The organism is Pseudomonas sp. LBUM1645, from assembly GCF_059716185.1.
Genome location: NZ_CP166811.1, coordinates 1,199,077 through 1,213,332, shown reverse-complemented (window position 1 = coordinate 1,213,332; position 14,256 = coordinate 1,199,077). Strand labels below are relative to the sequence as shown.

7 protein-coding genes are annotated in these 14,256 nt (G+C 57.6%); 2 read left to right on the top strand and 5 right to left on the bottom strand.

The window, feature by feature from the left end; all coding sequences use genetic code 11:
* Nucleotides 1-41: 41 nt before the first annotated feature.
* Together ACA079_RS05235 and ACA079_RS05230 are read left to right on the top strand one after the other, a co-directional pair.
* The gene (locus ACA079_RS05235) at nt 42-3,179 is read left to right on the top strand and encodes a transglycosylase domain-containing protein (RefSeq protein WP_497702802.1); all 3,138 of its coding nucleotides are present in this window, start codon (nt 42-44) and stop codon (nt 3,177-3,179) included.
* A 283-nt stretch (nt 3,180-3,462) separates the two neighbouring features.
* On the top strand, nt 3,463-8,232 hold the full coding sequence (locus ACA079_RS05230; protein ID WP_497702801.1) for an NEL-type E3 ubiquitin ligase domain-containing protein: 4,770 nt from the start codon (nt 3,463-3,465) through the stop codon (nt 8,230-8,232).
* 173 nt (nt 8,233-8,405) lie between these two features.
* On the opposite strand, the gene ACA079_RS05225 is transcribed toward ACA079_RS05230, so the two are convergent.
* The 5 genes from ACA079_RS05225 to ACA079_RS05205 form a co-directional block, all read right to left on the bottom strand.
* The gene (locus tag ACA079_RS05225) at nt 8,406-8,906 is read right to left on the bottom strand and encodes a CS1 type fimbrial major subunit (protein WP_497702800.1); all 501 of its coding nucleotides are present in this window, start codon (nt 8,904-8,906) and stop codon (nt 8,406-8,408) included.
* Nucleotides 8,907-8,939: 33 nt separating this feature from the next.
* Nucleotides 8,940-9,683, bottom strand: coding sequence for a molecular chaperone (locus ACA079_RS05220; protein WP_497702799.1), 744 nt, complete (start codon nt 9,681-9,683; stop codon nt 8,940-8,942).
* A 44-nt stretch (nt 9,684-9,727) separates the two neighbouring features.
* Nucleotides 9,728-10,948: a hypothetical protein gene (locus ACA079_RS05215; protein ID WP_497702798.1), complete on the bottom strand. Its 1,221-nt coding sequence runs from the start codon at nt 10,946-10,948 to the stop codon at nt 9,728-9,730.
* Nucleotides 10,949-10,952: 4 nt separating this feature from the next.
* Nucleotides 10,953-13,478: a CS1-pili formation C-terminal domain-containing protein gene (locus ACA079_RS05210; RefSeq protein WP_497702797.1), complete on the bottom strand. Its 2,526-nt coding sequence runs from the start codon at nt 13,476-13,478 to the stop codon at nt 10,953-10,955.
* 85 nt (nt 13,479-13,563) lie between these two features.
* Nucleotides 13,564-14,058 (bottom strand): CS1 type fimbrial major subunit, encoded by a 495-nt coding sequence (locus ACA079_RS05205; RefSeq protein ID WP_497702796.1) that lies wholly within the window; start codon nt 14,056-14,058, stop codon nt 13,564-13,566.
* Nucleotides 14,059-14,256: the final 198 nt, after the last annotated feature.

Here is a 14,256-nt window from a genome sequence, read left to right as displayed (position 1 = left end):
CAGACAAGTCCTCTCAATCTGCGTGAATGGATCAGTCGACTATGGGCGTTTTGTGGCAAACCGATCCGAGAAAAAATGTGGTTCCGACTGAACGTGTGGATGAAGCGCCTATACCTGAAAAACCCCCTCGCAGCCGCACGAAGCACGGGTGGGGGGCGTTCTGGTTGTTGTTGCTGATAATACTGATTGTCCTGGGGCTGGCCGCGGCCAAGGAAATGCGCACGTCGAAGTTTCAATCCCGGGAACTCAGCCAATTCGCCGCCACCCTGAGCTACGAGCTGAAACCCGGTCCCAGCGATGCCATTCACTATCCCGGCGCCGGTCCTTTCGACCTGCGTCTGGGCTACAGCTCCCTGGATGAATTCCTGCCGCGTCTGATCAAGCGCGACTACGTTGTGGCGTCACAGACCCGGTTTTCCCAAAAGTTGATGGACTACACCGACAAGGGCTTTTTCGTGCCCTACGCGGAGAAAATCCAGGCTGGATTGTCGATCACCGATTGCCGTGCTGCACCGCTTTACCAGTACAAATACCCACAACAACTGTATTCAAGCTTTGCGGCGATCCCCCCCGTGGTGGTCAACAGTTTGCTGTTCATCGAAAACCGCTTTCTGCTCGATCCACGTCAGCCCCGGGCCAACCCCGCAGTGGATTGGCCTCGGTTCGGCATGGCGGCGTGGTCCCAGGTCGCCAAATTAATGCACCTGCCGGGCCAGTCGGCGGGCGGCAGTACCCTGGCAACGCAACTTGAGAAGTACCGGCATTCGCCCGATGGCCTGACCGTGTCGGGCGCGGAAAAAATCCGTCAGATGATTTCTGCCAGTGTGCGCGCCTATCAGGCCGGACCGGAGACCCTCGAAGCCCGGCAGAACGTGATTCGCGATTACCTCAACAGCGTGCCCCTGTCGGCAGTACCGGGCCACGGTGAAGTGCATGGCATGGCCGAAGGTTTGCGCGTCTGGTACGGCGCCGATTTCAACCAGGCCAACGAGCGGCTGGCCAGCAAGGAGACAGATCCGAAAAGCATGTCGGAAAAAGGTCTGGCCCTGCGTGAGATGCTGTCTTTGATGATTGCCCAGCGCCGCCCTTCCCACTACCTGACCAAGGGCCACGATGAACTGGCCGAACTCACCGACAGCCACATTCGCCTGCTGGCACTCAATAGCGTGATCGATGCGCCACTCGCGGCCGCGGCATTGGCCAGCAAAGTGACCTATCGCGACTGGCAGACCCAGCCAACCATTCAGCCGATCGAAACCAACAAGGGCATCAGCGTGGCACGCAGTCGTCTGGGCGGGTTGCTCAACCGTCCGCTGTACGACCTCGATCGCCTTGATCTTTCCGCCACCAGCACCCTGCAAGGCGAGTTGCAAGCCCAGGCTACCGAGTACCTGAAGCATCTGGCCGACCCTGTGTTTGCGGCGCAGATCGGCTTGATGGGCGAACGACTGCTGACCCCCACCAGTACCACCCAAGTGCGCTACAGCTTCACCCTGTTCGAACTGACCCCGGACGGCTCGCGGGTGCGGGTGCAGACCGACAGCACCGACCAGCCGTTCGATATCAATGAAGGCAGTAAGCTGGAACTGGGCTCCACCGCCAAGATGCGTGTGCTGACCACCTATTTGCAGATCATCGCCGAGCTCCACGATAAGTACGCAACGATGACCGTCCCGGAACTGAAGAAGGTCGACGTCCCTGATCAGGACCGCCTGAGTCGCTGGGCCGTCGATTACCTGATCCAGAACAAAGACCGCAACTTGCCAGCCATGCTCGGCGCGGCGCTGGATCGCAAATACTCGGCCAGCCCCGGCGAAGCTTTTTTCACCGGTGGCGGTCTGCACTCATTCGTTAACTTTCGCAAAGAAGACAACGGCCGCCTCCCTACCCTGCGTGATGCCCTGCGTGAGTCGATCAACCTGCCGTTCATTCGGCTGATGCGTGACCTGGTGCGCTACACCACGTATTCAGGCCCCAATAGCAGCGCCGAATTGCTCAAGGACGACCGCGACCCTCGGCGTCAGGAATACCTGGCCTCGTTTGCCGACCGCGAAGGCACCTCGTTCCTGCTGAAGTTCTGGAAGAAGTACAAGAACAAGGACACCCAGGCGCGGCTCGAGACCTTTCTCGACAGCATGCACCCGACCCCGATCCGCATGGCCGCGGTGCATCGTTATCTGTTGCCACAGGCCAGTCAGCAAAGCTTCAACATGTTCGTGCGCTCGCACCTCACAGGCGCCAAGCTCACCGAGAAACTGACCGACGAACGCCTCCAACGGCTCTACGAAAGCTACGGCCCTGGCGCCTACGACCTACCGGACCAGGGCTTCATCGCCAAGGTTCACCCGCTGGATCTATGGTTGATTGGCTACTTGTTGAACAACCCCGACGCCAAGTTCAGCCAGATCGTCAAAGCCAGCCAGTTCGAACGCCAGGAAGTCTACAGTTGGCTGTTCAAAAGCCGTCATAAGGGTGCCCGCGACAGCCGCATTCGCACCATTCTGGAGATCGAGGCGTTCCTCGACATTCACCAGCGCTGGCAGAAAGTCGGTTATCCGTTCGATCACCTGGTGCCGTCGCTGGCCACCGCCATCGGCAGTTCCGGCGACCGTCCGGCAGCATTGGCGGAGCTGATCGGTACCATCCTCAACGACGGCGTACGCATGCCGACACTGCGCATCGACAGCCTGCACTTCGCGGCGAATACGCCGTATGAAACCAAGCTGATCAATGACCCGGATGCCGGCAAGCGAGTCATGCCCTCCGAGGTCGCCACGGCCATGCGCGAAGCCTTGTCGCAAGTGGTCGATGCCGGTACGGCCAAACGTGTTTCTGGCAGTTTCATCACGCCGGATGGCAAACCGTTGGCGATGGGCGGCAAAACCGGTACGGGCGATAACCGCATCGAAGCCTTCGGTTCGGGTGGGCGAATTCTGAGTTCGAAATCCATTAACCGCACCGCGACCTTCGTGTTCTACATCGGCGATCGTCACTTCGGCACGATGACTGCATTCGTGCCCGGGCAAACGGCCGAAACGTTCAAGTTCACCTCGGCCCTTCCCGTGCAAGTGCTCAAGGGCATGGCGCCGATCCTCACGCCATATTTGCAACCGGGCAGCGCGTCACGATGTCTCCCGGTTGAAGCACCGAAAGTAGCCGCAGCGGATAAACAGAATTGAATAACGGGTGGTGGTAATTACTTATTTAATACATGGCAATATTAAATGAGTCCCTTATAAGCGCGGCCATTCAACAACAGGCTTTTAACCTATTATTTTCAGTCTCGATTGTTAGGCTTGATGCACCTAACAACATTCAAGGCTATGAACAATGACAGTTACAAGTACAAATAAAGGGCAACATTACGAATTAATAAAACTACGCATCGACCCTGTTTTTACCAACATGACAGCGCTGCGAAATGATGCCTTGAGAAACACCGTTTTACGCCGTGCCCCCTGGATGACGACTGCGTCGAACAGCCATCACGAACGCCTCGCCAGCGCCAACAAGAATGCCTGGAGCGCCCAGACCTCGGTCGACAGGCTTTTGGCCAATCTGAAGGACGTCTATTCCTTCGCCGAACCCTTGCTCAAGGCAAGACTGCGCGAAAAGTACAATGTGGAAGTGGACGTCAAAAACACTTACTTAATACTTTACGCAACCAAAAAAACACCGTGGTATGTCATCGACATTTTAAAAGGTTACACCTCACGCACGGTTTCTTTACTCGACGCTGCCCTGCATAACTTTTCATCCAATGAAACCTATGAAGCGGATTCCGAGTTCATCACCCAACCCGACAATCGCGGCTTATTCGACATTTTGCCGCTCAAGGAAAAAATAACCGTCAGCCAGTTTCAGGCGCTGTGCCGGGAACTGGACATCGGCTCGCAATACAAGGAGCACCTGGAAATCACTCTGCTCAGCAAAGAGCCAGTGTCTGAGGCGATGTTGCAACTCAACGTCCAGAGAAGCCAGCAGACCGCGCTCAAGGCCGCAGCGCACATGGCGTGGATGCGCAAGGACATAAGTCGCAGCGCCCATGCCCTGATCATTGAGGTACTCAACGGCTCGCAAGACCTGGTCCTCGACGGTCAGGTCATGCTGGCCTGCGAGCTGGGCATGATGGACCTTACCCTGACCGGCATCTTGCTGATCCGTCCCGATCCAGAACAGATTCAGCGCTCGAAGAAAGTGATTGCCTACCTGCCCCACGACCCCGATCACCCGCTGAAGGAATATGAAAGCTCGATTGATTTCATGAAAGAGCTGACGCGCCAATTGCGGGACAACCGCGTGTCCGCGTCGACGAAGCAAAGCTACCGTCAGTACTTCAGCCAGTTTGTCGATCATGAACAGCGCGGTCATTTTTTCGCCGGGCTCGAACAACGCCTCACCATCGTCAAATGGCATGCAAAAGAACCGACGGATTCGCGCCCCTCATGGCGGGAAACCCCGGTGGACCGTCCAAACCTGCAATTCAGCGCACCGCCGATCACCCGGCCCCTGTGGGCCTGGATCTACCAGCGACAGCTGAACAAAATTCTCAATGATGCACGGGGGATCGCGGTGCCGACTGCCGACGCGGACAGCAATGCGCGTTGGGCCTGGTGGGAGAACTTCAAGAAAATCGTTTCAGACATTTTCAATGCAGCCTTGATGGTACTCATGCCGTTCGTGCCGGGACTGGGCGAACTCATGCTCGTCTACACCGCCTATCAGTTGACCCATGATGTGATCGAGGGGGTGGTTGATCTGGCGGAAGGCCTGTGGATGGAAGGGGCCGGACATATCGTTAGCGTGGTGTCCGACGTGGTGCAACTGATTGCCTTTGCCGCGGGTGCGAAAATCGCCGGCGAGTTCCAGCTCGCAGCCTCGGCGTTTATCGACGGTATGAAACCGGTTCGGTTGCCCAACGGTGAAAGCCGTTTGTGGCATCCGGACATAACAGCTTACGAGCACAAAAACCTGAGGCTGCCAGAACACTCCAGACCCGACGCACTCGGCCTGCATCGCCATGAAGGCAAGGACGTCCTGCCACTGGATGATCGGCATTACGTGGTACAAAAAAAGTCCGGTCTGGATCGCCTGCAACACCCTACCCGCCCCGAGGCCTATGCGCCAAAAATGGCCCATAACGGACGCGGAGCCTGGACCCATGAGGGTGAAAACCCGCGGACCTGGGACAGCCCGACCTTGATGAAGCGTCTCGGCCACAGCACCGAGGGCTTGAGCCTGGCGCAACTGGAAAACATCCGCCTGATCAGCGGCACCCACGAAGACGCGCTGCGCCGTATGCACGTCGACAACGCTCCACCACCGCTGCTGCTGGACGACACATTGAAACGCTTCAGGGCCTTCGAAGATGTCGGTGTGGCCAGCCAGCAAGTCCGCTCGGGGCGCCCGATGGACCCGCCATCCTACTGGTTCGAACAACTGGTCACCGAACTGCCGGGCTGGCCGTCCGACTGCGCCTTGAAGGTGTATGAACACTCGGACTTGAGCGGCATGGCCCGCACCTACGGCAGCGTGCAGCCAACGCGGACCTTGAGCCTTGGCCTGGCGGATGTCATGGCGGGCAAGCTGCCGGACAACGTGGTGGACTTTCTGGATGAGGCACAGCTCGAGCAGTTGCTGGGTTCAAGATTACCGAAACAGGAGCGGACCCAGGCCTTGCGCGATCGCCTGGCCGATCTGGTCGATGGGCGCAAAGCCGGCATTTCTGACTATGTGTACCGCTTTCGCGAAGCCAGCAACGACCCGCGGGTTCGGCAACTGCAGCACCAGTATCCCGACCTGCCCACCGCCATCGCCGAGCGATTGGTGGCCCATGCAAAAAAAAGCGAACTCGACACCTTGACCGGGCAGCGACGCACCCCCTTGAGCCTCAAGGGTCGCGCCCGGGAGTGCACTTTTGAAACCCGCTCTACACGGGCCATTGAGGGCTTGTATCAAAACGACCGGTTGACCCCCGACACCGAACGGCTGGCCCTCAATGTGCTGCGTTTGTACAGCGATACCTACAGCGACCTGCGCATCGAAGTTCGCGGCGGAACACAAGATGGGCCCATGCGTTGCAGCGTTGGTCCGGATGACGCCGCCAATGTCAGGTTGCTGCTGCGTGACGAACATGGCCGCTATGAAGTTCACGATGGCAACCAACGCAAACTCTTCGAGGCCGATGATCTGTATGAATCGATCCTGCGCGCCATGCCCGACCGGTCCCGTCGTGAACTGGGCTATGCACCGGGTCAGGGGAATGCTTTCAAGCAATGGCTGAAGACCAACGCCCAGTTGCCGGCAGACCGTCGCACGGCACTGCTGGAGCCTGCGATTCGCCCGGTGCCGGAACTGGACACCGATCTGTTGTTGCGCGGCCCGCAACTTTCCAGGCCCCCCTTGACCATCGAGCAACGCGTGGAGGATCTGTACCCACACCTGAGCAAACGGGAAGTGGCCACTTTCGTCAGTTCGCTGCCCGCGGACAAAGACCCTGTCGAGGTGCTGACCAAGCTTGACGTCGAGCTGAACGAACTTCGCAACACGTTCGATGCGTGGAAGCAGCAAATGGCTCCGGTCTTGCCCGACGAGGCTGCCGTTGCGCCCGATGCGGTCAAGTTCATCTCGGAGCGCCTGCTGGAATGTTTCCAGAGAAAACCCCGTGTTTTCAATGAACGCAGCACCCATCTGGAGGGGGGATACACACTGGACCTGTCCACCGAGTTCCTCAGTCACGACCTTGAGCGCTGGTGGAAAAAACTGCCGGATATCAAGAAATACCTCGATCAGATCACCACGCTGAGTCTCGATAGCATGCAGTTCTCGCAAGGTTCAGGCGGGTTGTTGAAAGACTTCACCATGCTGCGCCGGTTCAGCGCCCGTCGCTGCAACCTGACCCGTCTGCCCGAAGGCGTGCACCGGATGCACTTACTTGAAACCCTGCGCCTGGACGAAAACCTCATCGAACTGACACCCACGTCGGTAGAGCAGTTGCGCAACCTGACGCGAATGCAAACCCTCAGGCTTGATCACAACCCACTGGGCCGTGTGCCGAATGTCGAGCGCATGCCGCGCCTGAAGGTGCTGAGCCTGGCCAACACCGGCATCAAGGCCTGGCCGGACGGACTCTTCAACAAACATCGGCCCCGTGGCTTTTACCTCGAGCTGCGAAGTAACCCGATCAGGACAGTCCCCGATGCGGCACCGGGCTCACATGAGGCATGGATTCTCGCCCGAGCGCGGCTTTCCCCTTCCAAGCTACTGGCCCCCCATCGCGAGGCGTTTTTCGACTCCCGACAATCGGTGGGATTACCCCGCCAGAACCTTTATGCCCCCCTCGCCAACAATGCACGGGCCAAATGGCCACTGAGTGACGATTCGTTGCTGTGGGGCCGTCGCTCAACGGGATTGGGCACGTACAGGGCCGAAGCCTGGGACAACTTGATGACTGAACCGAACTCCACAGATTTTTTCAGAATCATCGATCATCTGACGACTTCCGCCGACTACCAGGCAGGGGGCCCTACGCGCGAGCAGTTGTCCCGTCGCGTCTGGGACCTGATCGATGCCATGGATCTGGATACAACGTTACGCGAAAAACTGTTTGGCATCGCCGAACACCCCGAGGACTGCACCGATGCCAGCTCCGAGATATTCAATACCATGGGTATCGAGGCACTTGCCTCCCAGGCGTACTCCTATTCAACGTCCAGTGCCGAACTTGAAGTGAAGCTGGTGAAGCTCGCCAAAGGGGCCACGCGCCTGGACCGAGTCAACGAAATAGCACGGGCGGACGTAATGACACGCCCTAGCAGAGAAGAAGAAGTCGAGGTTTATCTGGCCTATCAGACCGACCTGGCGCAACGCCTCGATTTGCCCTGGCAGTCAGAAACCATACTTCACAGGGACATTGCAGGCGTAAGCGACAGCGCCATCGACCGGGCCTATGAAACCGTGCTTTCAAGGGAAGCAGGCGATGGGTTGGTCAATGGCATGCTCGAGAATGCGTTCTGGGATAAGTACCTGCGTGACACCTATCCCGATGCACTTGCCGCCAACGATCGATACTACAATCGCCAGATGGAACTGCTCGAAGACTCGCGTGCCGGCTCTGACGGCGAAGCGATGACCGAGCAGGCTTACTCGGCAAAGGTAAGCGATCTGGGCTACAAAAGGCTGAATCTGGGTCGGCGACTGACCCGTACCTTGATGAAAAAGCACGGACTGTAAGCCCGTGTGCCGTCAGTAGTCGGTCAAGCGTAAATCCAATGCAGGAGCGAGCCCGCTCGCGAGGACGGAGTATCAGTCAACATACCTGTTGAATGCACTGGCCTCTTCGCGAGCAGGCTCGTTCCCACAAGGTTTGCCTCATTCAGATCATATCTTGCGGTCACCCTCGACACTCACTCACCCGGCGCCCTGGCATTGAACAGCAACAGTACGTTGCCGCTGTAATCCCCCGGGCGGTATCCCCCGGACGGCATCACCGGAGCGATTTCCAGCGGCACCCGCTTGCCTGCCGCCGCGTCAGCCGCCGACACCACCAGCCGTGGAGAAAGGTCCGGACTCAGTTCCACACCGTTGAAACTGACCCGCAACGTAATGTCGTCAGCCGGCCTGCCGTTCGACAAATAGGGAGCGGCCTCCAGGCGCGCTTCAATGGCGCTGGTGTCATGCCGTACATCGAAGTTCTTGCGGACACTGCTCAGGGTCGATGTCGAGGGGTTCCAGTTCAACCGCTGCGGTCGGTGAATCCAGTCCGGTTCGGCCGGGATCAGGTAGAACGAGCGTGTCGGGATGCTCACAGACACCTCGAAGGTGTGCTCTTCCCGGGCAGCCCATGCCAAAGAACCCATCAGTGCGGTCATTGCCGTCAGCGCGACGGCGGCGCATTGCTTGATCATGTTCGATACCCGCTGTGTCAATGGAAAGCCGGCCTATCGGCTGGCAATCTTCAGGACTTTTTTACTGTCGCCTTCGATCAGGATGAAACGGTATTCACGCCCCTTTTCCTTGTCGAAGCCAAATGCCTTGCCGGCCATGACGTGGTGTTTGGTGGTCGCTCCACATTCGTTTTCATTGCTGATTGCGCAGCTTTTGAACTCGTCGACGATGACCACGGTGTTGCCGTCATTGCGCAACTCGTAGCGATTGTCGGTGTCACTGATGGTGCTCTCGAAACGGGCATTTTTTGGACGAACGAAGAAGACCGTGCCGAACCCGGTCATCACGTTGACCCCCGCCGACAGGTTTTTCTTGTAGTCCTCGCGCTCTTCGCTGCTGACCAGAAACTCATCTTCCTTTTCTGGCACCACCGGGACAAAACGCACGCGAAAATAGCGCTCTCGGTCCCGCTCGCCCATGTACAACAGGCGTGTACCCTGCATGCCCTTGGCCGGCACGATCAGTCGAGCCGGGCTGGCCATGATGCCATTGCGCGAGGCGCCGTCGGCGGCAGCTTCGACCGGTATTTCCTTCGGCGTGCCGTCGGCCTCGTAGACGATTTCCAGTACGTTGACCTTGACGAAAGCGGTGCTGTCACCGCTGTTGAACACCCGTTTCAAGTAGGTACTTTTATCGGCATCCAGATAGTCATACACGGTGCCAACGTTAATCTGTGGTCCGGCTTGAACCACCAGGGGATACACACAGAGCACACACATCCACAACAGACGTTTCATCGCCCTCTACCTCATAAAAAATAAAAGATGGCCAACCCGAAAGGTCAGAGTTCCGAATCCCAGATAACCGTGACATAGCCTGAATAACTTCGGGAGACGCCCGGATAGAGCATTTCCTGAACGGCCTCGCGGGCCACTTCGAAATGCAGGGTGCCGGGTTTGCGATCCAGGTAAATGCCAGGCTGAAACAACTCGGTGCCAATGCCATCGCGACGCAGACGACGACGATTTACCGGTTGCGCCGCTGCATCCATGATCCCGTTAGGCATAGTGACGCTGACTTCCAACGGTACCGAGTGACCGGAGGCGGGCTCCCACAGTGCACAGTTGATACCGCTGGAGTATTGGCATTGCAGGTTCATCTTGAAGCGGCTCGACACGGAGATATTGAACGTCTGATCGCGCGATATTCGTGTCGGTTTACGCCCGTGCTCCAGCCAGGATTGCCAACCGCCTTGGGGTTCCAATAAAACCCGATTGCCACCGGGCGGAATATCCACCTTCAAGGTGTGCTGTACGTCGAGGACAAAGTCCAGGGTCAGGTTGCCGTCGTCCGGAATCATCAGCGGCCCCAGGTCGAAATCACCGCCGGGGCCGATGGTGTAAGGCAATGCCCCGATATAAAGCCCGCTCGACATACCCAGGGGGTTGGGCGTTCGCAGCTCATAGGCAAAATCGAGGGTTCTGAAGGACATGGATGGAATTCTGAAAGCGGCGACCTTGGTGCAAGGTGATTCCACAGGCGCCTTCCAGAAAAATCGATAGGTTGCGGGGGTGTAGGCTCCTACACCGCTGTACTGACAAGGGGCTGGCGCATAGACCCAACTGCTGCTGGTCCAAAGCTTTTGATGCCCTACGAGTATGTCTGTCTCTCCGGTCAGATTGGTGACTGAATCACTCAGGATGAAATCGGAGCCAATGCCAATGATGCGCACTTCGACGGTTTCCGTTTCCTGGGTTCCCATGTGGGTGACGGTCAGCTGCCGCCAGTTGGCCGGCACCTTCAACGGGATACCTTCATCAGGCTCTATGGCTCGAATTGATTCAAAACGAATCGGCAGCTGAATACTGAACGTATTGTTGATAGCGCATTGACCCGGATAGGTCGCGCAGTAACCACTGTTCGGCGTCTTGTTGATAAATACGTTTTTACTCGGCTGCGACGGATCCGGCTGGAACAATGCCCTGATCTCCCGATTCGCCGCCTCTGCCAAAGGCAGCGTCATTGCCACCAACAATCCAAGAAAGCACGTAGATGTCTTCATAGGTTCAACCCGCCTTCTGCTCGTTGGAGGCGACGTCCGCCAGGGTGTCCGGCGTGCACCGCAGGTCACCGATCATCAACACATTGTTTTCACTGCGATGACGGCTGGCATCAAGCCGGAACTGGCACAGCAGCTGATTGCCCTGGCGCACTTCAAGCGTCGGCGAGCCGGCGTTCATTTCCATCGAGAAGAAGCCGTCGACTTCCGTCACCCCGCGACTGGCATGGTTGATCACGTGAAGGCCCTTGAGCGGCCGCCCCTGTCCATCGACCAGTCGCCCGAGCACCGTCATGGTTTTCATCACCCGAACCTTGCGGTATTCGACCCCACCCTTGTTCAGGTGATAGCGCGTGCGCGGCGGTTGGATGGTCGCTGCCGGCACGTGATTGCCTTCAAAATCGAAGCTCACCGAACTGTTCTGGTACGCGGTAATCGGGATGAAATTGCGCCCCGGCTTTAACGCCGCGCCGCCGCCGCTGTAATCGTCGGCACGCAGGGTGATGTCGTCGATGTCTGATTCCACGTCGACAATCATTCCCGCGCCACGCATTTCGTAATGGCTGGTCATGAGCATTTGCTCGCCGCCGACGACCAGGGTGCTGTCCAGGTTAAGACCGCCGGTGAAGTTGCCGTTGTAGGACGAACGCTGGACGAAACCGTCGCCATTGACTGCGTCGGTACGAAAGTTGGCAAGGCTCGACACACCCACGCCGTAGGTGTCAGTGAGCGCGGTCACCGAGACGTTTTGCAGCACATGATCCTTCAGGTCCTTGCGCCAGCCGAGGGAAGCGTTGTTGTCGCGGCTGCCGTCACGGGCCGTGCGCGAACCGATGCTGCCGGTGATCTGCTGGCCCGGCGGGCCCAAGGCCAGGTTAAGGCTCAGGTCGATCCCGCGGTTGCGTGCGTCGCCACTGCTGAAACTGCCGGGGCGATCAAATAACGACAGACGCCAACTCGCATCGCTGTCGAACAACGTAGCGCGCTGGGTCCAACCCAGATCCATACCGATGCCATTGATGTTGCCCTCGCTGTGGGACACCCGTCCGCTGATCGAACTTTTACTGCTGACCCGATGGTTGATCGCCAGGGATGAATTGCTGGTTTCGCCTTTGAACACATTGCGTTGGCGCACCCGTGTACCGTCTGGCAGGGTTTCGTACAGGTTAGTGGTGTCCAGCCAGCTGCGGTTGTGGCTGAACACCAGGCTACCGGAGCCATAGTTGTAAAGACTTTGCAGATCGAGACCGGTGCCATGATCCTGGGTCTGATACACGTTGGCATACAGGCTGATGTGATTGGCCAAGGTCCAGTCGATGGAACTGCCGTATTGCAGTTTTTCGCGAATCTGCCGCGCCGATAGCCCGAGAATTACTCGTGGGTGCATCAGGTAATTGACCGAGGCCCCTGCCGTGGGACTGCCGCTGGACTGTTGATCCCAGTTACTAAGCAACTTGCTTTCTTCCCCGGCAAACACGTTGTAGCGCCAGCGCTCGTCGAGGTTTCGCCAGTTGTTGGGCTTGTACACCAACTCCTGAGTAGTGGAGGTGATCTGGCCATCTTCGACCAGACGCACTTCCACTTCGTAAATGCCACCCGGCAGCGGCCGGGTATCGAGGGTTTGCAAGCCCGCGGGCACTGACTGTGTGTTGATCAACAGACCGTCGCGATAGATCTCCACCGACCCTTGGCGATTGGCCGTGACATAAATCGGGTAGACGCTGGGCATTGGACTGCTGATCGCCAGGCTGTCAGAGCTGCCGTACATGACGCCGACAGCGGTATCGGGGCTGGTGCCGAACGTACGAGGTTGGCGGGTCAGCCCTTCGGAACTTGGGGTGAAATAGCCCAGGCGCAGGAAACTGCCCTGCAGTTCGCGCTGGGTGTAGAGCTCGTGAACCGCGTGATAAAGCTTATCGTCGGGACCGCCGAGGCGGGCCAATTGCATGTTGAACGTCTGGCTCCAGTTGCCCAGGCTCGCGCTGGCTTCAAGGCCATAGCGCCCCCCCAGATCCTGATCCTGGCCGCCATTGAGATTGAGCTGGTTGCGCACCATCAGACCGCTACTGCCGCCATCCGGCTGATCGTAATAACGCTTGGCTTCAACATCGCGTTCAGCGTTTTCGGTAAGAATTGATACCAACGAGTTTTCCAGGTTGTAGTGCACCGCCAGCACCTGATCCGGACATGAACCGGTGCAATTGCCCAGCGGCACACCCGGTTTGAGATAACTTGCCCATTTTTCCCGTTCGGCGGGGCCGAAACGGTTTTCGCTGGTGTCGGTAAATTCGAGCAGAGTGACGCGATCATCGCGAGACAACACCACCATGGCCTCTCCCAAAGGCTGTTGATCGAGCTCTACCCGGACAGCCAGAGGCACATCAAAGAAATGCTCCTCGAAATCCGCCGGAAGACCTTTGGCCTGCGCCAAGAGACTTCGCGGTGTCGTACCGGCGGAAGAAACGGGAGCCGCCGCTGCACTGGCGCAAAACAACAGCGCAAGCGCAACCGCGACGGGGATCATCGGGAACATGAACTCTTACTCTGATTACAATCAAGTTGAAGTCCGACGGGACAAACAATGCTGTTTGCCCTGTCGGTTTGCGCGACTTTGAAAGTTAGCGCGAGACGGCCACAGGAGGGACAGCGTCGAAGGTCATTGCCACGACACCGGTGTAGTCGCCCGGCGTGAAGGTCGTACCTACCGCACTGATTTTCAGCGGGGCCCGGAAGTTCACGTCAGACTCGGCTTCACCTACAACCAGTTGCGGGGTCAAGGTGAGTTGCTTGTTATTGAGCTCCACTTTCAAATCAATGGTATCGGAACCAGAGATCAGTTTTGGTGTGCTGTCCAAGCTGGCGTGAACCGAACCGCTGTTGTTGCGCACATCGAAGAACCCGTTCACTTCTCCCATTTTGCCGCTGGCAGGCTGGAAGCTCATGTCCTGATCCTTGTTGACGAGGTCAGGGTTGGTAGGCACCACGTAGAAACCGTTAGTCGGCACGTGGGCGACGATGCTGATGGAGTGAGCAGCTTCACCTGCGGCAAATGCCCCGGAGGAACCCAGTGCCAGAAGAGCCAATGGGGCAGCGATTGCGATTTTCTTGAACATTGTTAAGTACCTGTTTTCTTTATGGAATCGGTTCATTAAAAGTTAAAAAACGCTTACCCGTAACAGGTCGCTTTATTTGAACTTCCAACGCCGAAACATCTTCGACCTCTTGTTCTGGAAAGTAAGCAGGCAACTTCCTATGAGCGCGTAGTTAAACAACCTCACACCCGGAAGGAAAAACAAACAAAAAATTCAAAT